Source organism: Bacillus sp. SW14 (assembly GCF_047608225.1).
GTDB classification, from domain to species: Bacteria; Bacillota; Bacilli; order Bacillales; family Bacillaceae; genus Bacillus; species Bacillus subtilis_G.
This window is the reverse complement of record NZ_JBLKRW010000001.1, coordinates 3282704-3305615: the sequence shown is the minus strand read 5'-3', so window position 1 is coordinate 3305615 and position 22912 is coordinate 3282704. Positions and strand designations below refer to the sequence as shown.

General features: G+C 40.3%; 24 protein-coding genes and 1 pseudogene. 19 read left to right on the top strand and 6 right to left on the bottom strand.

What is annotated here, in order from left to right; all coding sequences use genetic code 11:
- Positions 1–55: 55 nt before the first annotated feature.
- From ACMX2I_RS17055 to ACMX2I_RS16995, 13 genes and pseudogenes are all read left to right on the top strand, one after another.
- Positions 56–985: an amidase domain-containing protein gene (locus ACMX2I_RS17055; protein WP_414957614.1), complete on the top strand. Its 930-nt coding sequence runs from the start codon at positions 56–58 to the stop codon at positions 983–985.
- A 37-nt stretch (positions 986–1022) separates the two neighbouring features.
- Positions 1023–1505 carry a tRNA (uridine(34)/cytosine(34)/5-carboxymethylaminomethyluridine(34)-2'-O)-methyltransferase TrmL gene (gene trmL, locus ACMX2I_RS17050; protein ID WP_087993706.1) on the top strand — a complete coding sequence of 161 codons (483 nt, stop codon included), beginning with the start codon at positions 1023–1025 and terminating at the stop codon, positions 1503–1505.
- Positions 1506–1623: 118 nt separating this feature from the next.
- Positions 1624–2265: a YhbD family protein gene (locus ACMX2I_RS17045; RefSeq protein ID WP_414957612.1), complete on the top strand. Its 642-nt coding sequence runs from the start codon at positions 1624–1626 to the stop codon at positions 2263–2265.
- Entirely contained in the window at positions 2256–2969 is a 714-nt protein-coding gene (locus tag ACMX2I_RS17040; RefSeq protein ID WP_414957611.1) for a bactofilin family protein, read from the top strand. Before ACMX2I_RS17045 ends, ACMX2I_RS17040 begins: the two co-directional genes overlap by 10 nt.
- A gap of 34 nt (positions 2970–3003) precedes the next feature.
- Positions 3004–3168 carry a hypothetical protein gene (locus tag ACMX2I_RS17035; RefSeq protein ID WP_414957609.1) on the top strand — a complete coding sequence of 55 codons (165 nt, stop codon included), beginning with the start codon at positions 3004–3006 and terminating at the stop codon, positions 3166–3168.
- A 353-nt stretch (positions 3169–3521) separates the two neighbouring features.
- Positions 3522–5417, top strand: coding sequence for a serine/threonine protein kinase PrkA (gene prkA / locus ACMX2I_RS17030; protein ID WP_148964361.1), 1896 nt, complete (start codon positions 3522–3524; stop codon positions 5415–5417).
- A gap of 178 nt (positions 5418–5595) precedes the next feature.
- Complete coding sequence (gene yhbH / locus ACMX2I_RS17025; RefSeq protein ID WP_289346754.1) at positions 5596–6774, top strand: sporulation protein YhbH; 1179 nt, start codon at positions 5596–5598, stop codon at positions 6772–6774.
- Positions 6775–6933: 159 nt separating this feature from the next.
- Positions 6934–7371: a MarR family transcriptional regulator gene (locus tag ACMX2I_RS17020; RefSeq protein WP_414957607.1), complete on the top strand. Its 438-nt coding sequence runs from the start codon at positions 6934–6936 to the stop codon at positions 7369–7371.
- 39 nt (positions 7372–7410) lie between these two features.
- Positions 7411–8076, top strand: coding sequence for an HlyD family secretion protein (locus ACMX2I_RS17015; RefSeq protein ID WP_148964363.1), 666 nt, complete (start codon positions 7411–7413; stop codon positions 8074–8076).
- 40 nt (positions 8077–8116) lie between these two features.
- Positions 8117–9715, top strand: a complete 1599-nt coding sequence (locus ACMX2I_RS17010) for an MFS transporter (RefSeq protein WP_414957605.1) — start codon at positions 8117–8119, stop codon at positions 9713–9715.
- Positions 9716–9737: 22 nt separating this feature from the next.
- Entirely contained in the window at positions 9738–10268 is a 531-nt protein-coding gene (locus tag ACMX2I_RS17005; protein WP_087993714.1) for an NAD(P)H-dependent oxidoreductase, read from the top strand.
- A gap of 13 nt (positions 10269–10281) precedes the next feature.
- Complete coding sequence (locus ACMX2I_RS17000) at positions 10282–10656, top strand: hypothetical protein (protein ID WP_414957604.1); 375 nt, start codon at positions 10282–10284, stop codon at positions 10654–10656.
- Between the two features lie 166 nt (positions 10657–10822).
- A pseudogene (locus ACMX2I_RS16995) lies at positions 10823–11251 on the top strand (transposase); the annotation flags it as partial.
- A gap of 882 nt (positions 11252–12133) precedes the next feature.
- Here ACMX2I_RS16995 and ACMX2I_RS16990 read toward each other — a convergent pair.
- The 4 genes from ACMX2I_RS16990 to ACMX2I_RS16975 form a co-directional block, all read right to left on the bottom strand.
- Complete coding sequence (locus ACMX2I_RS16990; RefSeq protein ID WP_414957602.1) at positions 12134–13309, bottom strand: transglutaminase-like domain-containing protein; 1176 nt, start codon at positions 13307–13309, stop codon at positions 12134–12136.
- 46 nt (positions 13310–13355) lie between these two features.
- A complete protein-coding gene (locus tag ACMX2I_RS16985; RefSeq protein WP_414957601.1) occupies positions 13356–14291 on the bottom strand; it encodes an HTTM domain-containing protein in 936 nt (311 codons plus the stop codon).
- Between the two features lie 18 nt (positions 14292–14309).
- Positions 14310–14942: a DUF5819 family protein gene (locus tag ACMX2I_RS16980; RefSeq protein WP_148964370.1), complete on the bottom strand. Its 633-nt coding sequence runs from the start codon at positions 14940–14942 to the stop codon at positions 14310–14312.
- Positions 14943–15007: 65 nt separating this feature from the next.
- Positions 15008–15355 (bottom strand): hypothetical protein, encoded by a 348-nt coding sequence (locus ACMX2I_RS16975; RefSeq protein ID WP_148964371.1) that lies wholly within the window; start codon positions 15353–15355, stop codon positions 15008–15010.
- A 1093-nt stretch (positions 15356–16448) separates the two neighbouring features.
- Between ACMX2I_RS16975 and ACMX2I_RS16970 the strand changes: the two genes are divergently transcribed.
- The 5 genes from ACMX2I_RS16970 to ACMX2I_RS16950 are packed head-to-tail and all read left to right on the top strand — an operon-like array spanning position 16449 to position 20151.
- Positions 16449–17210, top strand: a complete 762-nt coding sequence (locus ACMX2I_RS16970) for a hypothetical protein (RefSeq protein ID WP_414957600.1) — start codon at positions 16449–16451, stop codon at positions 17208–17210.
- A gap of 2 nt (positions 17211–17212) precedes the next feature.
- The gene (locus ACMX2I_RS16965) at positions 17213–17578 is read left to right on the top strand and encodes a GntR family transcriptional regulator (protein WP_087993717.1); all 366 of its coding nucleotides are present in this window, start codon (positions 17213–17215) and stop codon (positions 17576–17578) included.
- Position 17579: 1 nt separating this feature from the next.
- Positions 17580–18278: an ABC transporter ATP-binding protein gene (locus ACMX2I_RS16960; protein ID WP_414957599.1), complete on the top strand. Its 699-nt coding sequence runs from the start codon at positions 17580–17582 to the stop codon at positions 18276–18278.
- A gap of 21 nt (positions 18279–18299) precedes the next feature.
- Positions 18300–19217, top strand: a complete 918-nt coding sequence (locus ACMX2I_RS16955; protein WP_087993719.1) for an ABC transporter ATP-binding protein — start codon at positions 18300–18302, stop codon at positions 19215–19217.
- Positions 19210–20151: an ABC transporter permease gene (locus tag ACMX2I_RS16950; RefSeq protein WP_253268965.1), complete on the top strand. Its 942-nt coding sequence runs from the start codon at positions 19210–19212 to the stop codon at positions 20149–20151. Before ACMX2I_RS16955 ends, ACMX2I_RS16950 begins: the two co-directional genes overlap by 8 nt.
- Before the next feature lie 89 nt (positions 20152–20240).
- Here ACMX2I_RS16950 and cspB read toward each other — a convergent pair whose 3' ends face one another.
- Positions 20241–20444 carry a cold shock-like protein CspB gene (cspB, locus tag ACMX2I_RS16945; RefSeq protein ID WP_087993721.1) on the bottom strand — a complete coding sequence of 68 codons (204 nt, stop codon included), beginning with the start codon at positions 20442–20444 and terminating at the stop codon, positions 20241–20243.
- Positions 20445–20877: 433 nt separating this feature from the next.
- Here cspB and ACMX2I_RS16940 point away from each other — a divergent pair, with 433 nt between their 5' ends.
- Complete coding sequence (locus tag ACMX2I_RS16940; protein WP_394716917.1) at positions 20878–21708, top strand: MetQ/NlpA family ABC transporter substrate-binding protein; 831 nt, start codon at positions 20878–20880, stop codon at positions 21706–21708.
- 2 nt (positions 21709–21710) lie between these two features.
- Here ACMX2I_RS16940 and ACMX2I_RS16935 read toward each other — a convergent pair whose 3' ends face one another.
- Positions 21711–22790, bottom strand: a complete 1080-nt coding sequence (locus ACMX2I_RS16935; RefSeq protein ID WP_394716918.1) for a GGDEF domain-containing protein — start codon at positions 22788–22790, stop codon at positions 21711–21713.
- Between the last annotated feature and the right edge of the window lie 122 nt (positions 22791–22912).

Sequence of the window (22912 nt, the reverse complement as noted above, 5' to 3'; positions counted from 1 at the left end):
ACAGAAGGCAAAAACACTTGAGATGCATCCAAGTGTTTTTTCTCTATAACAAAGTATGGCGGGTGGGGTGAGCTTGAAGCACATATTAGAACAATTAGCGGAGGAGCGGCTGAGCTATCTGGTGAACGGGCATGCTATGAGACAGGAGTCTGAAGTCGGAGACCTAGAAGTCATGGAGCGAAAGAAGAAGCTTCTGGAAAAGCGTAAAGTTGATATCGTAAAAGCGAAAGCGAAGGCCGTCATCGGTCATGCGCGGATTGAGGATGACGGAACGACCTGCATGACGTATACCATCCATTATGAATACGTGTGTAAGGAGCAGGACGACAGCTTGTATATGGAAGAGCACATAGAGGAGCGGGTGGCTTTCCTTTATGATCACATTTTAATTAGTGATCAGGAAATTGAGAAAAAGCCGGCTGGATTTCATGAAGGGACCAGCATTATTGACTATTCTCAAGAGGAAAGAGAAGCGTTTGGCAGGGCATTTCAATACGATCGTCTCGGTGCTGTGCAATATGCCGAGAAATTTTGGAACAAGCGCAACCCGGCTTATAAAAATTTCAGCGATAACTGCACGAATTTTATTTCTCAGTGTCTTCATGCGGGAGACGCACCGATGCGCGGCCATCCAAACAGAGGGTCAGGCTGGTGGATGAAACAAAGTTCATGGAGCTACAGCTGGACGGTGGCTCATTCTATGAAAATGTTTTTGTCGAATTCAAAGGCCGGCCTGCGTGCAGTGCGGGTGAAATCAGCGGAAGAACTGATGCCGGGTGATGTGATTTGCTATGACTTTGAAGGAGACGGCCGGTTTAATCATACAACGATTGTCGTGGCGAAGGACAAAGGCAATATGCCGCTTGTTAACGCCCAGTCGTATGACAGCCGGATGAGATTTTGGTCGTATGAGGATTCTACGGCATACACGCCGTCAATACGATATGCCTTTTTTCATATCGTTGATGATACGACAAAAGCGTAATTAATGATATAATGATGGGCGGATAAGAAAAACAGAGGTGAACATTGTGGCATTACATGTCGTTTTATATCAACCAGAAATTCCCGCTAACACAGGGAATATTGCACGTACTTGTGCAGCAACCAATACAACGCTCCACCTGATTCGTCCACTCGGCTTTTCAACAGATGATAAAATGCTGAAGCGTGCCGGGCTCGATTATTGGGAGTTTGTTAACGTTGTCTATCATGATTCGTTGGAAGAATTGTTTGAGGCATATCAAAAAGGCCAGTTTTTCTTTATTACGAAATTCGGCCAGCAGCCTCATACATCATTTGATTACACTGAGCTTGACGAAGATTATTTCTTCGTGTTCGGAAGAGAAACAAGCGGTTTGCCAAAGGATTTAATTCAAAATAATATGGACCGCTGCCTGCGTCTTCCGATGACTGAGCACGTTAGATCATTAAACCTGTCCAATACCGCGGCGATTCTTATTTATGAAGCATTGCGCCAGCAAAATTACCGTGATTTGAAATAGAAGTAAATCCGCTCATGATAATGGGCGGATTTTTTTGCTGTGAGAGATGCTATGTTTTTTTGGGCTTAACAACGTAACAGTGTTATGTTACAATATACCCATCAAAGGAGCTGGACTTATGGAAGAACAATTAATCTCTAAAAAAGAATTACTTGAAAGAACATCGATTTCATACGGTCAGCTGTATCGGTGGAAGCGGAAAAACTTAATTCCTGAGGAATGGTTTATTCGCAAATCCACATTTACAGGGCAAGAGACGTTTTTTCCGAGGGGGGATATTTTACAACGTATTTCAATGATTCAAAAGATGAAGGAAAATTTGTCACTGGATGAAATGAGGGAAATGCTGTCGCCGAAAATGAAGGATGTCAGCATGACCGCTGATGATTTGATTCATAAAGGTTTGATTTCAATGACTGCTCTTGATGTCTTTTCAGAAGGCGGCGAGAATTCGGTTTTTTCTTCACGTGATCTGCTTTCGCTGTATGTGCTTGAAGGGCTGCTGCAGTCCGGAAATGTCAGCTTGGCGGAAGCCAAAATGGCGGCAGAGGTGTTAAAACGGCATAATACGGAAGAGATCAAGAAACAGACAGAGCTGATTATGCTGCGGAAGCTCGGTGTCACAACCTGTTTTATAGCAGCTGCAGCGGACAGCATTCTGTTTGAATCGTCCGTTAAGGTCGTGGAACGGGTAGATTTAGCTAAGGCGTCAGAGGAATTAAAAACAACATATATGCAGGAGGGCCATCAATGGATGTAATGGAAAAGCTGGTGATAAACGGATCAGGAAGTTCAAAGGGAGGAACGTTTCAATCAGTTGAGATTAACGGCAGCGGAACAGTGGCCGGGGACGTAGAGTGTGAGACTTTTTCTTTTAACGGAACTGGAAAAGCTGACGGCAGCGTCAAGGCGAAAGCGGTAACCATCAGCGGTTCAGGAAAGATACATGGAGACGTTGACACAGAATCTATTCGAATAAACGGAACAGGTTTTATTCAAGGAGATGTATCTACAAAACAATTGAATATCGCTGGATCCTCGACATTTGGCGGTACAGTCAAGGCTGACGGTATTGTCATTAGCGGAAAAGCGGTCATGGAAGCGGATTGTGAAACGGAAACCTTTCAATCGGAAGGGAAATGCAACATCAGCGGGCTCTTAAACGCTGACCAAGTGATGATTAAGCTTTCTGCCGGGGAAAGTAATGTGCGTGAAATTGGCTGCCGCCATCTTCAAGTGACTGGCAGAAAAGGGATGCTGACGTTGCTCAGACTGTTGCCGCAGCCTGTTTTAACGGCTGAACTGATTGAAGGGGACGTGATTGAGCTGACAAATACAAAGGCGAAAACCGTGCGAGGAAATAAAGTGATAATTGGCCCGGACTGCCAGATTGAAACAGTCGAATACAGCGGGGACTATTCGTGTGATCCGAGCGCATCGGTAAAAACATGCACGAAGATGTGAGGAGGACCGCTAAGGGGGATAACAAAACAGGGACATGTCAAATGGCATGGCGCCGAACACGATGCAGGCGGCGTATATCGCCATGTCAGCATCAAAGGTGAGGGGCTGTCTGCTGCGGGATGCAGCATCGGAACAATCGATTGCCATTAACAAATGCAAACGTGTGATTATTCAAAGGTTGCAGATAACAATCAAATAATAAAACATTGTTCTGTTACACAAAAAGGGTGCTCTTGTCAGGAGCACCCTTTTTTATTCTTTCCCCGGCTTGCTTTCGTACCCTGCGGTAAAAATTGATACTAAAAAAGTGACAATGACACCCATCATGATGATTGTATTCACCGTCTCTCCCCCTCTTCAATTTTTCCGTGCTGCCTGAGTCTGGATGATTCTGTTATTTTCTTTATTATGAACGGTCGCGGTCTGCCTTGTCAACGCCCGTGTAAGCATCTTTATTTTAAGAAACCAAAGCATGTATCACGAGATGGCGGCATAGATTGTATCAAAGTACCTTATTTGCATAGCGCATCAAACATGATGGAGGAGGTCCTTATGGATATATTAAAGAAAATTGAACAGTACAGAGAGGAAGAGCAGCGGCTGAAATGGGAAGGAACATTCGCCGATTATTTGGAGATTATTAAAGAAAATCCAATGGTCGCGCAATCTGCTCATTCTCGTGTTTTTAATATGATAAAAGACAGCGGGATAGAGGAGGTCGACGGGCGGAAGAAGTACAGCTTTTTTGACCGTGAGCTGTTCGGGCTTGAGGAATCACTGGAGCGTCTTGTGGAAGAGTATTTTCATCCGGCCGCGAAACGGCTTGATGTCAGAAAGCGGATTCTATTGCTGATGGGGCCTGTGAGCGGCGGTAAATCCACGCTGGTCACGATGCTTAAAAAAGGCCTCGAAGCGTACACGCTGACGGACAATGGGGCTGTCTATGCGATTAAAGGCTGCCCGATGCACGAGGACCCTCTACATTTAATCCCCCATCATTTGCGTGATGACTTTTACAGAGAATACGGCATTAGAATAGAAGGAAGTCTTTCTCCACTAAATGTCATGAGGCTGGAGGAAGAGTACGGAGGAAGAATTGAGGATGTGAAGGTGGAACGCATCTTCTTTTCGGAAGATAAGCGTACAGGAATTGGAACATTCAGTCCGTCAGATCCGAAATCTCAAGATATTGCCGATTTGACGGGAAGTATTGATTTCTCAACCATTGCGGAGTACGGTTCAGAATCAGATCCGCGCGCTTACCGGTTTGACGGAGAACTGAATAAAGCGAACCGCGGGATGATGGAGTTTCAGGAGATGCTGAAATGTGATGAGAAATTTCTCTGGCATTTGCTTTCATTGACACAGGAAGGGAATTTTAAAGCCGGGCGATTTGCGTTAATTTCTGCTGATGAGCTGATCGTGGCTCACACGAATGAAACGGAGTATCGCTCATTTATTTCTAATAAGAAGAATGAAGCCCTGCACTCAAGAATCATTGTGATGCCGGTCCCTTATAATTTGAAAGTGTCTGAGGAAGAGAGAATTTATGAAAAAATGATCGCGGAGAGCGATGTGTCGGATGTTCATATTGCCCCGCATACGTTGAAGGTCGCTGCAATGTTCTCGATTCTCACCCGATTAAAAGAGCCTAAAAGGTCGGATATTGATCTGGTTAAAAAAATGAGACTGTATGATGGAGAAAGTGTGGAAGGATATAATTCTGTTGACGTTGAGGATATGAAAAAAGAATATCATGATGAAGGCATGAGCGGCATTGATCCGCGGTACGTGATCAATCGGATTTCTTCAACGATTATCAGAAAAAATATGGAATCGATTAATTCACTTGATGTTCTACGTTCCTTAAAAGAAGGTCTTGATCAGCATCCTTCGATTTCAAGCGAGGACAGGGAGAGGTTTTTGAATTTTATTTCTGCCGCCCGCAAGGAATATGACGACATTGCGAAAAAGGAAGTTCAAAAAGCGTTTGTGTATTCATATGAAGAATCAGCAAAAACACTTATGGACAATTACCTTGATAACGTAGAGGCTTATTGCAATAAAAACAAGCTGCGTGATCCTTTGACGGGAGAAGAAATGAACCCTGACGAAAAGCTGATGAGATCAATCGAAGAGCAGATCGGCATTTCGGAAAACGCCAAAAAAGCGTTCCGTGAAGAAATCTTAATTCGCATCTCGGCCTATGCGAGAAAAGGAAAGCGGTTTGATTACAATTCTCATGAAAGACTGCGTGAAGCGATTCAGAAAAAGTTGTTTGCTGATCTGAAGGATGTCGTTAAAATTACGACTTCAACCAAAACGCCGGATGAGCAGCAGCTGAAAAAGGTAAATGAAGTCGTGGCCCGTTTAATTGATGAGCACGGCTACAACTCGACGAGCGCCAATGAGCTGCTGAAATATGTCGGCAGCCTGCTGAACCGATAAGCAACGTGACCCGTCCGAATAGGGCGGGTTATTTTGTCCCATTTTCTAAATAGTTTGTCAATTAACCGTGCTTTTGTGCATATGATGAATATAAATCTTTTCGAAGACTTGTTTCATAATCCCGCACAAGCAGGAATACGTATGTATCACGACCACAAATGGTTAAGGAGGGGAATTCATGTCCCAAAATGACAGCGGCCATTTTTTGATTTCTGAGGAAAACTGGTCCCTCCATCGCAAAGGCTTTGATGACCAGCAGCGTCACCAGAAAAAAGTGCAGGAAGCGATCAAAAACAATCTTCCGGACCTCGTGACTGAGGAAAGCATTATTATGTCCAATGGAAAAGATGTAGTGAAGATCCCGATCCGTTCACTGGATGAGTATAAAATTCGTTATAACTATGATAAAAATAAACACGTAGGCCAAGGAGAAGGCGACAGCCAGGTTGGAGATGTCGTGGCCCGGGATGGATCAGACAAAAAACAGGGACCCGGAAAAGGGCAGGGCGCCGGTGATCAGGCAGGCGAAGATTATTATGAAGCAGAAGTTTCATTAATGGATTTAGAAGAAGCGCTTTTTAAGGAATTAGAACTCCCGAATCTCCAGCAAAAAGAGCGGGACAATATCATTCATACAGATATTGAGTTTAATGATATCCGTAAGACAGGGTTAACTGGTAATATAGATAAGAAAAGAACAATGATGTCAGCTTTTAAACGAAACGCGATGTCAGGAAAGCCGTCGTTCTATCCGATTTACCCGGAGGACTTGAAGTATAAGACATGGAATGACATAACAAAGCCCCAGTCAAAGGCTGTCGTCTTAGCGATGATGGATACAAGCGGCAGTATGGGTGTTTGGGAAAAATACATGGCCAGAAGCTTCTTTTTCTGGATGACCCGTTTTTTGCGGACGAAATATGAGACTGTAGAAATTGAATTTATTGCCCATCATACAGAAGCGAGAGTCGTTTCGGAAGAGGACTTTTTCTCAAAGGGAGAAAGCGGCGGAACAATCTGTTCTTCCGTATACCGAAAGTCGCTTGAGCTGATTGATGAAAAGTACAATCCCGCCCGCTATAATATTTACCCGTTTCATTTTTCTGACGGTGACAACCTGACATCTGATAACGCGCGCTGTGTGAAATTGGTCAATGATATTATGAAGAAAGCGAATCTTTTCTGCTACGGCGAAGTCAATCAGTACAACAGGCATTCAACGTTAATGTCTGCATACAAAAATGTGAAAGACGATAAATTTAAGTACTATATTTTAAAACAGAAGTCTGACGTTTTTCAGGCTTTGAAGAACTTTTTCAAAAATGAAGAATCTGGCGTAAGCCACCAATTTTCGTAATGAAAAGCCCATTTAAGGGCTTTTTTTAATTTAATAAAAGTAAGAAAACGGTTGCGGAAAAAATACGAGAAAAAAAGATATTTTTCCTTTGACAAATCTCCTTTCATTTATTAATATTTTATCTTGTGAACTATTATTGAGGATTGAGGTGAAAAGGAGTTGACTGAATCAGAACGTGCTTTGCTCACTTTTGAACAGCTCTTCGATACGTCTCGGGCAATTTATAAAAAACAGAAGAAGATATTGGAGATTGTGCTTGAGCCTTTTGATATTACAGTCCTTCAATACTTGCTGATGTTTAAAATTCATCAAAGCGGAAGCACCCCGTTAAGCAAGCTAGCAATGTCGCTTGATCTTAAGCCTGCTTCTGTGACGCGGATGACGGATATTCTGTATAAGCGCCAATTGATGAATCGATATGACAGTCCGGATGACCGCCGTATCGTCATGATTCAGTTAACCGAAGAGGGGGAAGAACTGCTAGAAAAAGCCGCTGTACATTATGCGAAAATGGGTGCGGGGTTGTACCAAAAGCTTGATACATCCCAGCTTCAATATTTGCGTAAGATTGCTGAAGGCTGTTCAGAAAAGCGGTAATGAAAAACTTCTCACATATTTTCACCACCATTCCGCAAAATGATAGAGGATGAAACGAAAGGAGAAAACAAAATGAACAGAGGACGTTTAATTCTGACCAACATTATCGGTTTGATTGTTGTTCTTGCAATTATAGGCGGAGGTGCTTATTACTATTATCAAAGCACTAACTTTATCAAAACAGACGAAGCGAAAGTAGCCGGCGATATGGCTGCTATTACAGCTCCAGCAGCAGGCAAAGTATCTGACTGGGATCTTGAAGAAGGAAAAACAGTCAAAAAAGGCGACACAGTTGCAAAAATCAAAGGTGAACAATCTGTTGACGTAAAATCCATCATGGATGGAACAATTGTGAAAAACGAAGTGAAAAACGGACAAACTGTACAAGCTGGCACAACAATTGCCCAAACCATTGACATGGATCACCTGTACATCACTGCGAATATTAAAGAAACAGATATTGCGGATGTTGAAGTAGGCAATAGTGTAGACGTTGTCGTTGATGGAGAACCTAACACAACATTTGACGGTACTGTAGAAGAAATCGGTTATGCGACAAATTCAACATTTGATATGCTTCCATCTGCAAATTCAAGCGGCAACTATACAAAAGTAACGCAAAAAGTTCCAGTGAAAATTTCAATCAAAAACCCATCTGATAAGGTGCTTCCTGGTATGAATGCATCTGTTAAAATTTCTGAGTAAAACAGATCAGTCATCAAACCATGAAAGGAGGTTGTCTTAGATGGCTACAGGCAAAGAAAATAAAGCGAAAAGCCCAATGTCATTGCTGATTGTGCTAATGGCGGGTTTATTTCTGGCAATACTGAACCAAACGCTGCTTAACGTCGCAATGCCGCACTTAATGACTGAATTTGGTGTAAGCGCAACGACGATTCAGTGGCTCACAACAGGTTACATGCTTGTTAACGGCGTTTTGATTCCGTTATCAGCCTTCCTTATTACACGATTTGGCCAACGGAGTCTCTTTCTCGTCGCCATGTTCTGTTTTACACTCGGTACGTTAGTCTGCGGTATCGCACCTAACTTCTCCACAATGCTGATCGGCCGTTTGATTCAGGCCGTGGGCGGAGGAATCTTGCAGCCGCTCGTTATGACAACTATTCTGTTCATCTTCCCGCCTGAAAGCAGGGGGAAAGGAATGGGGATCTTCGGACTTGCGATGATGTTTGCTCCGGCGGTCGGCCCGACTCTTTCCGGGTGGATTATTGAGCATTACACATGGCGCATCATGTTTTACGGACTTGTGCCGGTCGGCGCAATTGTTATTATCGTGGCTTTCTTCATCTTTAAAAATATGGTGGAGCCGCAAAAAATCAAACTCGATACGCTTGGAGCGATTCTTTCCATTGTCGGATTCGCCTCCTTACTATACGGAGTCAGTGAAGCAGGTTCTGACGGCTGGACAGATCCGATTGTCCTGTCTACAGTTATTATCGGTGTCATAGCAATTGTTGCTTTTGTTGTTCAGCAATTGCGTCATGACGATCCGATGCTTGATTTCAGAGTGTTTAAATACGACATTTTCTCACTATCAAGTGTCATTAATATTATTATTACAGTAGCACTGTACACTGGTATGTTCCTGCTGCCGATTTACCTGCAAAACCTGGTCGGCTTTACGGCACTTCAATCCGGGCTGCTTCTGCTGCCGGGTGCGATCGTCATGCTGATCATGTCACCGATCTCTGGTATTTTGTTTGATAAATTCGGTCCGAGACCGCTCGCGATTATCGGACTTCTCGTTACAGTGGTCACAACCTATCAATATACACAATTAACGATTGATACATCATATGTACACATCATGCTGATATACTCAATCCGTGCCTTCGGTATGTCACTCTTAATGATGCCGGTTATGACAGCGGGGATGAACCAGCTTCCTGCCCGTCTGAACAGCCACGGTACGGCGATGAGCAACACGCTTCGCCAAATCAGCGGATCAATCGGTACAAGCTTAATTACGACGATTTATACAAACCGTACGACATTCCATTATTCACAAATTGCAGATAAAACAAGCACGGCGGACCCGAACTTCCTCCATGCGTTCCAAAATGCGGTTTCGAATATAATGGTGAATATGAATGTACCCTACGAAACAGCGAAAACGTATGTTTACTCTCATATTTATAAACATGCAACACTCGATTCAAACGTCATGGGGATTAATGACGCTTTTATGTGGGCAACATTGTTCTGTGTGGCAGGTTTAATTCTAAGTCTGTTCCTGCGTGACGTCAGAAAAGATAAATTGCGGAAAAAGAGAAAAGAGGAGCTTTCATTGCTTCCGGCTCCTAAAGAAGTGAAGGAATCTTAATCTGTACAAGGAGGTTTCCTGAATGAAAATTTATGTAGTGTATGACAGTGAAGGTGAACATACAAAGGCTCTTGCAGAAGCGATTGCTGAAGGCGCGAGAGAAAACGAGGCGGCTGAGGTGCTGATCGATCATGTCGATCAGGCTGATATCCGTAAACTAAAAGAGATGGATGCGATTATTTGGGGGTGCCCTGGGCATTTCGGAACAATCAGCTCCGGTCTCAAAGCTTGGATCGACAGACTTGGCTATTTGTGGGCTGAAGGCGAGCTGATCAACAAAGTCGGCGCTGTTTTCTGCACAACGGCAACAACACACGGCGGCTTGGAAATGACAATGCACAATCTCATCACGCCGATGTTCCACCAAGGCATGATCGTTGTCGGCCTGCCTGGCAACGTGCCTGAAAACGCACTGTACGGCTCTTATTACGGTGCAGGCGTCACCTGTCCGGTTGACAGTGACGAGTTAATGTCTGAGGAAGGTATTCAGCTTGGGCGCGCCTTAGGAAGACGCGTCAGCCAAGTCACAGGAAACCTAACAGCAGGTCAGTAAAGGAGAGGTTGAAATGGCCATTATTATCGCAATTATTGCTGCTGTCATTGTCATTGCGGGTCTTATAACATTTAACGTCCGCAACGCCTCTCTTGGACCTGAGAAGCAAGAAACAACCGAAAGAATCTCCCCTCCAGAAGAGGAAAAAAACGAAGCGCAATACCCTGCTGAAACAAGGGCTGCCGAGCATATGCCAGCCGTTGTGAAAAACGATTCCCCAAAAGAGAAACGTGACGCAATGGGTGATGATATTTACAGGCAGGCGCTGCAAAAGTTTAAGCATTGTGAGGAAGATCAGTCAGAAGAAAAGGTCACTGAAGAAAGTGACAAAATGCAGGACAGCAGCTATCGTGATGCGCTGCTCTCCATGAAAAGTAAGAATAAGTAATAAAAAAGGCAAATCCGTTTACTCATGGCGGATTTGCCTTTTTTCTGTTTGCATGTATGAATTATATTTTTTTATCAAATAAATCCATGGAATATATTGTATTCTTAGTACCTTTTTAAAAACTGTCTACTTGACAGGGGTCACTTCAAAAGACGGTGTCATTCTCATGTTCCACACAAGAAATTCTTCTCAAAACGCAGCCGAATTTGTTCTGATTGACCAACTCGTCGAAGAGAATCATTTGCTTCGAAAAATTGATAAACACATGATTTCTCTTTTATCATTAAAAAGGTTAAGCCTTACTACAGCGAAAACAAAGGCTGCCCCTCACTCGATCCGCTGATTTTATTCAAAATGATGTTTATCGGCTACCTCTACAGTATCCATTCAGAAAGACAGCTTTTACTACAATATGGCGTACAGATGGTTTTTGGGACTGAATATCAATGACTCAGTTCCGCACCACTCCACCATCAGCTGGAACAGACGCACACGCTTTAAAGAAACAACTATTTTCCTAGACATTTTTAATGAGATCGTTCTTCAAGCCATCAATCATGACATGGTGGACGGACGTGTCCTATTCACCGAAACTGACCGAAAAGGTTACCGGTCATATAAATCAAATCCTGAAACCAGCCGCATGTCAAAACATGAAGAAGATTGCCACATATCTAGCCAAGCAAGCTAGGCATGTAGGAGCGCTTTTTCTGTATCCGAAACCTAATGAAAATCTAAAGAAACAGCACAAAACAAAAAAGCTTTTAGAAAAAACATCGTTTTCCAGCAATCTGAACCAACATTCTGATGGTTGTTTTCTGCTTCGATAGCTACATGTATATATAGACAACTATATCCCTTGTAACTCAAGAGGCTACAAAAATTTAAAGACTTTTAAACACATTTATATTCACACCCAAAACGTTATTTGAACGTATTTTACAGACAAATGACCATTTTGAGTATTCAAAATGAGAGGTGAAAAAATGAAGGTATACTTCATGCATACAAAAAAATTAAAATAAAAAAATGTGGCACCTACGATGATTGGTGAGTGCCACATTTTTTTATTCTGCGGGGTAAGTCTCAGCCCTATAGTTATTATATTATTATAGTCGATTGACAGATTACGGAAGTAGAAAGTATGTAGAGAATAATATGTGATGATAAAAACATTCTTTTTAGCTTTTTCTGAGGGAACATGAAAGAATCAGATTTTAAAATTCTTTTTCTATTAGTCTCTAAGTTTTATACACTCTGTCCATTAGTTGCTCGGAAATTAATTAGTCTGGATGAAGTACTATATTTTTTTATGTCCGGCTACTATGAAAGTTTGTAATATAAAAATAAAACGTCTTTATTTATATTAATAAGAACAATAATTTTTATTACTGTCTTCATACATTGCATTCACCTTCATATAAGCACCCTCATACAATCTTTTCGTTTAAGTTTTTTCTTAATAATAAATGTATAATCACAATAATTCATTTATTGTAGATAAAAGAGAAAGAATCATAATAACTAAAAAAATGCTAAATAAGAATGGTCGCTCTCTCCTTAAAACAAAACATGAAAACAAGGCAACAAAACTAAACTTAAACAAAAATTCAAGATAATTATTACTATTAATATAATTTACACCCATAGTAGCTAGGGCGATCATTGCTAAATATTTCTTTGATTGTGCCAAGAAACCTCGCCAGCCAGTCTCCTTTACTTTCCAGGTGCCCAGAAGGTTTTCCACACCAATAGATGTGTTAGGTAGGAAATTTTGTGTATCTATCTTCACATACGCTGGTTGAAGGTAAGGGGCAGCACCCTTCAAGGACTCCTGTCCCCAATAAAAGGCTCTATCATTAATTTGCAGAGGTTCAATAGCTATGGATTTACCTTTGCTATCGCTGAATGCAGGCATAAGTTTGATTTCACTATCTCGAGAGAAAACAACCCGCTGTCCTTCTGTTTTACCAAAGTATTTTTCCCACCACATAGTTCGTAAATCGCTATATAAAAACCTCAGTATATTATGTTTCCGCAGATTAGCCATACTTACATCAACAGCAATCCACCCCTCATCCTCTAAATATATTTCATTCCACGCATGGCCATTCATTTTTCCGAATGACCAACTTCCAAATAAAGTTCTTGTGGGAATTCCCAGAGACCTGCACAAGGAAGAAAATAAAAAGGAAAACTCAGCGCAATCTCCATTTTTATATCGAAGGAAGGATTTCACTCCTCTGCTCTTAGGAGGATACTTATACTTGTAATTGGTAACAATATATCGAAAAATCGCTTTTGCTTGATCTCTTTTACTGTTTATCCCTATTGTAATATCCCGTGCAAGATCTAAAGTCTCTTTATTAACAGGTGAAAGAATCGTATCTCTTAAATAGTATTCTTCCTCTTCCTTGCTTAAAGGTATCGTTTTCTCTTTTGAGGTATACCATTCTCGAGTATATTGAAAATGCAATGTATCATTTTTATGTAGAATGAAGTAACCTAGATTTTCACCAGTAGGCAATCTATGTAGTTGAGATGGTTTTAATGTTTCCTGGCCCAATCCATCAGGAATAGGGAGCCAAAGTTCAATTGTTTGATCTAAGGAATTTTTATAAAAATAATCGACAATAAACGGTTTTTTCCTCATTTAATCTCATCTGCCTTCATTAATATTTTCATTATACTTTATTTCACTAGACCGTTTTTGAAGTAGGGTGTATTACTTCTTCTTTCGTTGTACTTTTTATTTTATTTTTAATATAGTTATAGATATTCTTGTAATCTTTATCACTAATAAGTATTGCATCTATAACGATTATAGTTAGAGAGAAGGTTATTAATCCCATTACTACTGCAATTCCTAAGTGTAAAGTAATAAGTAAGGCAAGTGCTATATACTTTGTTACCTTATTAAATAGCAAGAAGGGAAATGCTACCTGCAAAAGTATAGTGAAATAGGTAGAGGAAACTATTAAAAAATCAGAAGAGATAATAATATTGCTTATCCAAGGCAAGTTAAACTCTTGGACTTGCAAAATATAGTATATTGCAGTACCATTTTGCCAAAGCTCTCCCATTACTTTATATAATGAAGAGTTTAGATATAAGATACATAATTGCACAATTATAGATAAAACTCCAAAGTTATGAATAATACTTAGATAATAGTTATTGCTAAATTTCCCCTCTTTTTTTAACATTTTATCTACAGAAAGATATTTATTAGTTTCGATAAAAAACATATAAATTAAAGTTATTGACATAATATTGTCTCCACCATCTAAAATTACGGGATTTTGCTGGTCTATTGAATAAAGAAATATAAAATTAAGAATAGTAACAATTCTGGTTTTGTAACCAACTGTAAATAAGATGGCTGATAAAATACCTAAATGAAATATTATCTCAAAGTAAACTGTAGAATCTCCTAAACTATACAAAGTAAAAGGCCTTACTTGTTCTGAGTAATCTGTTTGAGACATTCCATTTGGTCCCCATATAAAATATCTCTGTCTATAGTTTATAGCGTATGTATATAAAATTATTAAACCAAATCCTATTCTTAAAATACTTGCACCAATCAGAGACTTTTTATCTGAAGCTACAATCATAATTTTTTTTAATAACAATACTATCCCCCGCTTCTTTTAATTATAGTATTTCTTCCAATCATATGTAATATAAGTTTGTTCTCTTTCATAATTTTGATTGTTTCGCTTAGAAAACGGTATAGGTTCTGTTCTTAACACTCTAACTCTCAGCTCTTTTATATCTATGTTTTTAAAATAGCTATTTGCGTAATGTTGCCCAAGGTTATATAACATTTGAATACCGTCTTTCTGGTGATCAGTTAATTCTTTATTGTTCTTATCTTCTGAATTTGGATTCTCCATCGATTTTTTTAGTTCTATTTTATTCATTAATTCATTTTCATTTACGGTCTGCATATAAGCGCCTGTTCCAAGTCTTACTAATGTATTTATAGGTGAAAGTCTATTTTTGTGATTTGCATTGTATAATGGAGTTGAAATATCAATCCAATTAGATTCTTCACCGCCCTTATCCCGCACTTGAACATAAATGTATGTGTCCCTCGATAAAGGGTTTGGAGCGAACAGTTGCCAGTTTTGAGCGAAAAATGGATGCATATATGAAATTATGGGTTTATTAATTTTATTTTTAATTGGATTAAATGGAAGAACATAAATAGCAGTTATAGAAAAATGAGAAACAAAAAAAATACATACAACAATAAAGAAAACTTTTTTCAATTTTAACATTCTCTCCTCTCTAAAAGGAGCCTCATTACTGATAGAGGCCCCTATTTATGATCTTCATTTTCAAATCAGTCAAATACTACCTCTGCGTCTTCTGGTACATATTCAGAATTTGTGGATGAGCCTTTAGCTTTTTTATACGCATCCGCTCCTGCGGCTGCTAAAAATCCTCCACCAAAGGCTGCAGACCCCCACTTAGCTACTTGACCGGCTGCTTTCACCCCAGCTTCAGCCACTCTGGCAGCTTGTCCAATTGCAGCAAGTGCAGGTAGATACTCTGGTTCCACTACAGATGATTCTTTTGCATTTTCAAAGTTCATCCGTTCAATTGGTTGAACCGTTGAAGCAGAAACTGAGGATACACCAACAAATGCACAAATAAGAATTAGGCTAGTAGCTATTAATATTTTTTTCATTTTCAACCCTCCTTTCTGTAATTTTATTCATATTTTGTTAAAAACTTGATGTTAACATATACATTATCATATAGTGGATAAGCAAGACAATTGATTTTCTGAAAAAAACAAAAGTATGAATTGTATGGTTGTAATGTGTTAATTATATGGTTGTTAAAAAACGTAAACGAGCAAAGCTTATGCAATCTACTTTAACTTTCAAGATTTGATTAGAAGGTGGTTAAGATATTCCCCTTTTCTATTTATTTTTTTTCTTAAATCTTAGATGAAGAAAGCATGACAGATAACGTCATGCAATATAAAAAAATCCAATACCTTTTACTGATGATAAGCCACTTGGTTCTTACCGTCATGACTTTCGTGAGAAACGAGTATAATCTATGAGTTTAATAAAATCTTGGTGGATTGCTGAAGATAACCATCAGTTAAGATCATGATACTCCCCAACCGTCATGGTTCGAACGCTCAAAGCATTGCAAAACTATGAATAGGATAAAGAAATACTTACAGGAGTGAAGTTCTCATGGAGCTGTATCAGCCCCTGATTTTAGTTGTTCTAAAAAAGGTTATGGATGGTTACTCCGAAAGAATTGGGACATAGAGACAGGACGACCACCAAAACAAAAGGTCTTGTGGACACTCGACTTATGCCATTGATACCAACTTACCTGTATTAGAACGATTAGAAAATTAGCTTAAAGACTTTCAGGATCCGTACCTTTTTTCGGTATCATTTCAGTTCGTGTGTGTTTTTCAGATGACGAAAGGAATTATCTAGTCTATTACTAATTCTTATGGCAATCGCTTCAATCTGCTGCTCAAAACAATATATGGAAGCCATGGATTGTCAGCCGAAACTTTGATTTGCCTCTGACTCAACATTTTTCATAAATCTATTTAGAAAAATAGCAATATTACATACACGAGCAGAAAAAAGGCAAATCCGTTTACTCATGGCGGATTTGCCTTTTTTCTGTTTGCATGTATGAATTATATTTTTTTATCAAATAAATCCATGGAATATGTTGTATTCAGGTTTGAACTAGTGTACTATGGTACTCATACACCGAAGAGGCTTCCGGGAGGGAAAGACATGGATTCTTTTTTAGGTCTGTTAAAGAAAGATATAAAGCTTTCGAGAATATGGCTGCTAGTATGGATTTGCGGAATCATTTTCTGTTTGGTGACAGGTCATATCATAGCTTCTCGCACGAAAGAACCACTTGTCATTTTTGGTTTCTTTGTTGCAGTTGCTTTTTTTCTGCTGTTCTTAACCCCTGTTTTTGTGTTTTATCATCTTCATAAAGAGGGGAAATCACAGCTTTGGCTGTATAATCCAAATGGCGGTTTCAGGCTGCTTTCTTCCAAATTGGCAGCATCTTTGCTCTATCAATTTCTGATTCAATTGGCATTAACCGCTTATGGCATATGGATTCATCATATGCTCTCTGTAAAAAAACTGCTGGAGCATCAAATTGATTTAACAAGTACAGCGGTTTTGCTGAATATATATGGTCTTATTTCCTCGTTATATATGTCAGTAACGATAGTTGTCTTTTGGACTGTTTTTCATTCACTTAAGAATTGGCGCGCAATGCGATGGGCTGCGATGGGGCTGCTGGCCACAGTGTGGTTCTTTCTCGATAAATACCTCATAAGCCCATTATTAGAATCTCAAAAGCACTTCTGGCCTGTAACAGTTTATTGTAATTTTGATTTTCACTTCCGTGACGTTTGGAGATTGGAATTAAAACCGATACATCTACCTGTGCTTGGGTTTCCTATCGCTATTGTCATCACAATCTTGCTGCTTATCGCGGCTTCAAAACTGCTTGATCGTAAAGTAGAGGTGTGAAGATGGACAATCATTTCCAATCCTCGAAACCGATTTATCTGCAGATTGCTGACCAGATCTTCTATCGGCTGGTCAGGAAGGAACTGCTTCCGGGAGACAAGCTTCCTTCTGTAAGAGAAATGGCGATTCAAACCAAGGTAAATCCCAATACAATTCAAAGAACATACAGTGAGATGGAAAGGCTGGGTATTGTGGAGACAAGAAGAGGTCAAGGGACGTTTATTGCGGAGAAAGCAGACATCGTAGATGAGCTGAAAGACAGGCTGACACGAGAAGTGCTGGAAGGCTTTGTGAAGCAAATGACAGAGCTGGGGTTAACGAAAGAAGAAATGGTTGAAGGGATTAAAACATTCACTGAGGGAGGCTGAAATGGAAATCACTTTAGAACGTGTATCAAAAAAATACGGCAGCCACACCGCCGTTCAAGATGTATCGATCTCCTTATCATCCGGACGGATTTATGGTCTGATCGGTCCGAACGGCAGCGGTAAATCAACGACCTTAAAAATGATGGCCGGCCTTCTGTTTCCTACGTCAGGGTTGGTAAAAGCGGATGAAAAGCAGGTTACGAGAGATATGGTGCGCCACACGGCTTATCTGACAGAGCTTGATATGTTTTATCCGCATTTTACTGTAAAAGACATGGTGAAGTTCTATCAATCTCAATTTTCTGATTTTCAAGAAGACCAAGCTTATAAGCTGTTGAATGAAATGCAGCTCGATCCGGAAAAAAAGATCAAAAAGCTGTCAAAAGGAAATCGGGGCAGGCTGAAAATCGTTCTTGCTTTAGCAAGAAGGGCATCCGTCATCTTGCTGGATGAACCCTTTTCCGGGCTTGATCCGATGGTGAGGGATTCCATCGTAAACAGCTTGGTTTCGTACATTGATTTTGAGCAGCAGATTGTCGTGATCGCTACGCACGAGATTGATGAAATAGAAACCTTGCTTGACGAAGTCATCGTGCTGGCAAATGGAGAGAAGGTTGCGCAGCGTGATGTGGAGGACATTCGTGAGCAGGAAGGCATGTCTGTTTTGCAATGGTTCAGATCGAAAATGGAAGTTTACTAGAAAAGATAGAGGAGGAACATGATGAAGACAGTGTTGGAATTGAAAAATGTGACAAAGAACATCAGAGGGCGAACGATCATTGATCATCTTAGTTTTACAATTCGAGAAGGCGAAGTATTCGGTTTTTTAGGACCGAACGGAGCAGGGAAAACGACAACTATCAGAATGATGGTAGGATTAATGAAACTGTCAAAAGGTGATGTGCTCATTTGCGGCCAATCGATCACGAAAGAGTATGCCAAGGCGATTAAGCATATTGGAGCGATCGTAGAAAACCCAGAGCTGTATAAATTCTTAAGTGGATATAAAAATCTCCAGCAATACGCAAGGATGGTCAAGGGCGTCACGAAGGAAAAAATTGATGAAGTCATTGAACTAGTCGGTTTAACAGACAGAATCCATGACAAGGTGAAAACATATTCTCTTGGAATGAGACAGCGTCTTGGCTTGGCACAATGCCTTCTGCACGATCCGAAAGTGCTGATTTTGGATGAACCGACAAACGGCCTTGATCCGGCGGGAATCAGGGAAATCAGAGATCATTTAAAAAAGCTGACGCGAGAAAGAGGAATGGCTGTCATTGTTTCAAGCCACCTGCTCTCAGAAATGGAACTGATGTGTGATCGAATTGCGATTTTACAAAAAGGGAAGCTTATCGATATTCAAAATGTCAAAGATGAAATCACTGATGAAAAAGATACATATTTCTTCAACGTTGAGCAGCCGAACGAAGCCGCTTCTGTTCTAAAGGAGTATGATGTGGTGGGCAAGACAAACGGTGTAGAAGTCAAGCTGTCTAAAGACGAAGTCCCTGCGGCCATTGAATTGCTGGTGATGCAGCAAATCCGGATTTATGAAGTAAAAGTAATGGCGAAATCATTAGAGGACCGTTTCTTAGAAGTAACAGGTGAAGCAAAAGAGGAGGTTCAACATGCTTAATTTGATTTATAATGAATGGGTCAAAATTTTCAGCCGTGCCGGAACATGGGTGATGATCGGGATTCTGGCTTTGACCATGATTGGCTGGGCATTCTTAACAAACCATTTTACGTCCGATGAAGCAAATCCGAAATGGAAACAAACGCTTCAAGCGGAAAATGCCGCATTGAAGAAAGAAATCAAAGAAGATCCTTCACTGAAAGATGGCTATGAAGAAACGATTACAGTCAACAACTATCGTATTGAACATAACATCCCCGATGACACTGGGTATACTGTATGGTCTTATGTAACAGATTCAGCGAATTTTACGATCCTGACCGGTCTATTCACCATTATTATCGCAGCTGGAATTGTCGCGAACGAATTTAATTGGGGAACGATTAAGCTGTTAATGATCCGCCCGCTCAGCCGTTTTCAGATTTTACTCTCAAAATATATTACAGTTCTCCTGTTTGGGTTCTTATTGCTGTTTATTTTATTTATGGGGTCTGCTTTATTAGGGTTGATCTTCTTCGGGACAGGCGGCGACACTGCTGCGAATGTTCATTTAATTTACAAGGACGGCCATATCTTTGAACAAAATATGATGGGATATTTGGCAAAAACATATCTCTCGGAATCTGTTGCAGCTTTAATGATCGCAACGATGGCATTTATGCTGTCGGCTGTCTTTAGAAACAGCTCGCTGGCAGTAGGTTTTTCCATCTTTTTATTGGTAACGGGTACGACAGCCACTGCATTTATTGCGATGAAGTTTGACTGGGCAAAGTATATTTTATTTGCCAATGTCAGCTTAATGCAATATGTAGAGGGATCACCGTTGGTAGAAGGGATGACGATGACTTTCTCTGTTGTTATGCTGGCAGTTTACTTTGTTGTCTTCCTGTTGCTGGCTTTCGGAATCTTTATGAAACGGGATATTGCGAACTAATGTAAAAAGCTGTTTTGCTTAAGCAAAACAGCTTTTTTATCGAAAAAAACTGCAGGTTTGCGCCTGCAGTTTTTCATATCAATTTATGCTTACGCTTCTTTAGTAACGTTAGCAGCTTGTGGTCCACGGTTGCCTTCAACGATTTCGAAAGAAACTGTTTGGCCTTCTTCTAAAGTTTTGAAGCCTTCGCCTTGAATAGCAGAGAAATGAACGAATACATCGTCTTGACCTTCTACTTCGATGAATCCGAAACCTTTTTCAGAGTTGAACCATTTTACTTTACCTTCTAACATGAAATTTCCTCCTAAAGCGATCATAACGCTTAAATTCACTATTCTTGCTCTTAACAAACTTTCAAGACGAAAACTCTTACAAAACTTTCTTCTTAAAGATAGTTCGAACAAAAATAATTACCTTTACTCTACCAGTAATCTTCAGAAAAAACAACTGCTAAACGAAACTTTTTCGTGAAATACCATATTTATTTTTCGATTTGATATTTATTCACTGAAATTCATCTGCTTTCTCGATACGTGATCATACGTTTGCCTGAGATATCTTCTTTTAGGGAAGAGAATATAATAGGAATTGACAACCCTACTGGATATGAGTAAGGTAAAACGTATCAATATTGCAAATGACAATGTTTATCAACTAAAGAGAGCGTTTGATTTTTATGTCTGATATTGCTTCATGCTCTAATACATAGATAGGAGTATGGTCACAATGAAAAAGTGGCTTATATGCAGTTTTGTTTTTATTCTACTCGTTTCATTCACTGCATGCTCACCGTCGGCAGAACATGAATCGATAAAAATCGGAATTGCTGAGTCTGACGAGGCAATATGGAACTATATTGCTGAAAAGGCAGAAGAGAAGGGGCTGGATATTCAACTGATTCTTTTTTCTGATTATGCGGAATCTGATATCGCGCTTGCAAATAAAGAAATTGATGCCAACGCCTTGCAAACCATTTCATATTTTCAGTCGTTCACTGAAAAATACAAACATAAGCTGGCGCCGCTCGGTACGACATACATAACGCCTATGGGCATTTATTCAAAACGATATGGCCGAGTCCAAGATATACCGCGAGGAGCTGTTGTTTCCGTTCCAGATAAAGTGTTTGATTTTGGAAGGGCGCTTACGATGCTTCAGGAGGCGGGGTTGCTAACGCTGAAAAACGGATTTAACGGAACAGGTTCAGCCGATATGATCAAAGACAATCCGAGACACCTGAAATTGAAAGCAGTCCGGCAACAGGATGCTGTGAGAGGTGCCGACGTGTTTGTCATGAAACCTTCTGAAGCAAAAAAAGCGGGGCTGAGCCCGGAAAAACATGCCATAAAGAGCGGCGGGCTCATGTCCAAGGAAGAGATGAATTTGATTGTTGTCAGAGCGGAGGATCAAGATCGGGAAGCACTGCAAACCATTATCGAGCTCTATCAAGCTGATGATACAGCGGCATTTATAGAAAAAAAGTATCGGGGAGACCTTGTCCCGGCTTTTCTGCCTTTGAAACGTCTTTCAGATTGGAAGAATGAATTCGAACATTGAATTCATTCTTTTTTTTCTGAAAAACACACTTTGTTCCGTCCCGCTTCTTTCGCTTTGTACAACATTTGATCGGCAAGAATCGGCAAAGATTCTGGATGCTCTGTATTATTGGGATAATGAGCAGCCCCCAGTGATATCGTAACTGACAGCTCATCGCCGTTTGTTAATGCAATCGGTGTATCACTGACAGCGCGCCTGATCCGTTCCGCGATTTGGGCTGCTTTATCAAGCGTACAGTTTGGCAGGAGCACGGCAAATTCTTCACCGCCAATCCGTGCGGCAGGATCAGAATTTCGGATGCTCTGCTTCAGCCGTGAACCCAGCTCTTTCAGCACCTGATCACCTTCATGATGTCCGTACTGATCATTGATGGTTTTAAAATGATCGATATCTATATAAATCAGTGCGAATTGGAAATGCGGGGTATTGGCCGCCTGTTGATACAGGGCTTGTGAGATTTCTTCAAATTTTCTTCGGTTATAAATGCCTGTTAAAAAGTCAAAGTGCGCCTGAAACTTATATTGTTTAAAAAGAAGATGTGCATTTGTTTCATGATCAATGATATATAAACTGAGCATGCCGCCCGCTAATGAGGTGGCCCAAAAATACAAGTGAAGTTCAAAGGAATGTAAATCTATAAGAAAATAAAAGGAAAAGGAAATCATACTGTTTGTGATCATTAAAAGATAGAAAGCATGTTTTAATTGAACTTTTTTTCTTCTGGAAACAATGAGTGACGGGATGGCAGCGATACAAATGATAATAACCGAGTATATTGCAGATGTGTTCATCGTAATCAGCATGCGGCCTGCGGTAATCATAATCAAGGCCGTTGCCGTTGAAACCCATCCTCCATAAAGAGCGGCAATCATAATAGGGATATTTCGAAGATCAATGATTGAATGCTGATAGTTCAGTCCGAAAAACATCAGAATAACCCCGAGCAAACCGCAGGCCAGTCCTTTAACAGCTTGGAAGGGCATGCTGTCTTTTTTATGCACTAACCTTTCTTTAAACAGGTGGGTGAAGAGATAATTAAATGTGATTAAAATGGTCAAGTTTACAAACAGTTCTTTCAGCAAATGTTATCACCTTTATATAAGGTACTAAAGATGGAAGAGAAAGAAAAGAACAAAAAAGGGATTATATAAGGTTTTTTTACTGGAATCATAAGCTGGAATAATTCGCACTTGACCTATCGGAA

Coding starts and splice junctions, on each gene's coding strand:
- ACMX2I_RS17055 (WP_414957614.1), top strand. CDS start 56: ATGGCGGGTGGGGTGAGCTTGAAGCACATATTAGAACAATTAGCGGAG.
- ACMX2I_RS17045 (WP_414957612.1), top strand. CDS start 1,624: ATGGAAGAACAATTAATCTCTAAAAAAGAATTACTTGAAAGAACATCG.
- ACMX2I_RS17040 (WP_414957611.1), top strand. CDS start 2,256: ATGGATGTAATGGAAAAGCTGGTGATAAACGGATCAGGAAGTTCAAAG.
- ACMX2I_RS17035 (WP_414957609.1), top strand. CDS start 3,004: ATGTCAAATGGCATGGCGCCGAACACGATGCAGGCGGCGTATATCGCC.
- prkA (WP_148964361.1), top strand. CDS start 3,522: ATGGATATATTAAAGAAAATTGAACAGTACAGAGAGGAAGAGCAGCGG.
- yhbH (WP_289346754.1), top strand. CDS start 5,596: ATGTCCCAAAATGACAGCGGCCATTTTTTGATTTCTGAGGAAAACTGG.
- ACMX2I_RS17015 (WP_148964363.1), top strand. CDS start 7,411: ATGATAGAGGATGAAACGAAAGGAGAAAACAAAATGAACAGAGGACGT.
- ACMX2I_RS17010 (WP_414957605.1), top strand. CDS start 8,117: ATGGCTACAGGCAAAGAAAATAAAGCGAAAAGCCCAATGTCATTGCTG.
- ACMX2I_RS17005 (WP_087993714.1), top strand. CDS start 9,738: ATGAAAATTTATGTAGTGTATGACAGTGAAGGTGAACATACAAAGGCT.
- ACMX2I_RS17000 (WP_414957604.1), top strand. CDS start 10,282: ATGGCCATTATTATCGCAATTATTGCTGCTGTCATTGTCATTGCGGGT.
- ACMX2I_RS16990 (WP_414957602.1), bottom strand. CDS start 13,309: ATGAGGAAAAAACCGTTTATTGTCGATTATTTTTATAAAAATTCCTTA.
- ACMX2I_RS16980 (WP_148964370.1), bottom strand. CDS start 14,942: ATGTTAAAATTGAAAAAAGTTTTCTTTATTGTTGTATGTATTTTTTTT.
- ACMX2I_RS16975 (WP_148964371.1), bottom strand. CDS start 15,355: ATGAAAAAAATATTAATAGCTACTAGCCTAATTCTTATTTGTGCATTT.
- ACMX2I_RS16970 (WP_414957600.1), top strand. CDS start 16,449: ATGGATTCTTTTTTAGGTCTGTTAAAGAAAGATATAAAGCTTTCGAGA.
- ACMX2I_RS16965 (WP_087993717.1), top strand. CDS start 17,213: ATGGACAATCATTTCCAATCCTCGAAACCGATTTATCTGCAGATTGCT.
- ACMX2I_RS16960 (WP_414957599.1), top strand. CDS start 17,580: ATGGAAATCACTTTAGAACGTGTATCAAAAAAATACGGCAGCCACACC.
- ACMX2I_RS16955 (WP_087993719.1), top strand. CDS start 18,300: ATGAAGACAGTGTTGGAATTGAAAAATGTGACAAAGAACATCAGAGGG.
- ACMX2I_RS16950 (WP_253268965.1), top strand. CDS start 19,210: ATGCTTAATTTGATTTATAATGAATGGGTCAAAATTTTCAGCCGTGCC.
- cspB (WP_087993721.1), bottom strand. CDS start 20,444: ATGTTAGAAGGTAAAGTAAAATGGTTCAACTCTGAAAAAGGTTTCGGA.
- ACMX2I_RS16940 (WP_394716917.1), top strand. CDS start 20,878: ATGAAAAAGTGGCTTATATGCAGTTTTGTTTTTATTCTACTCGTTTCA.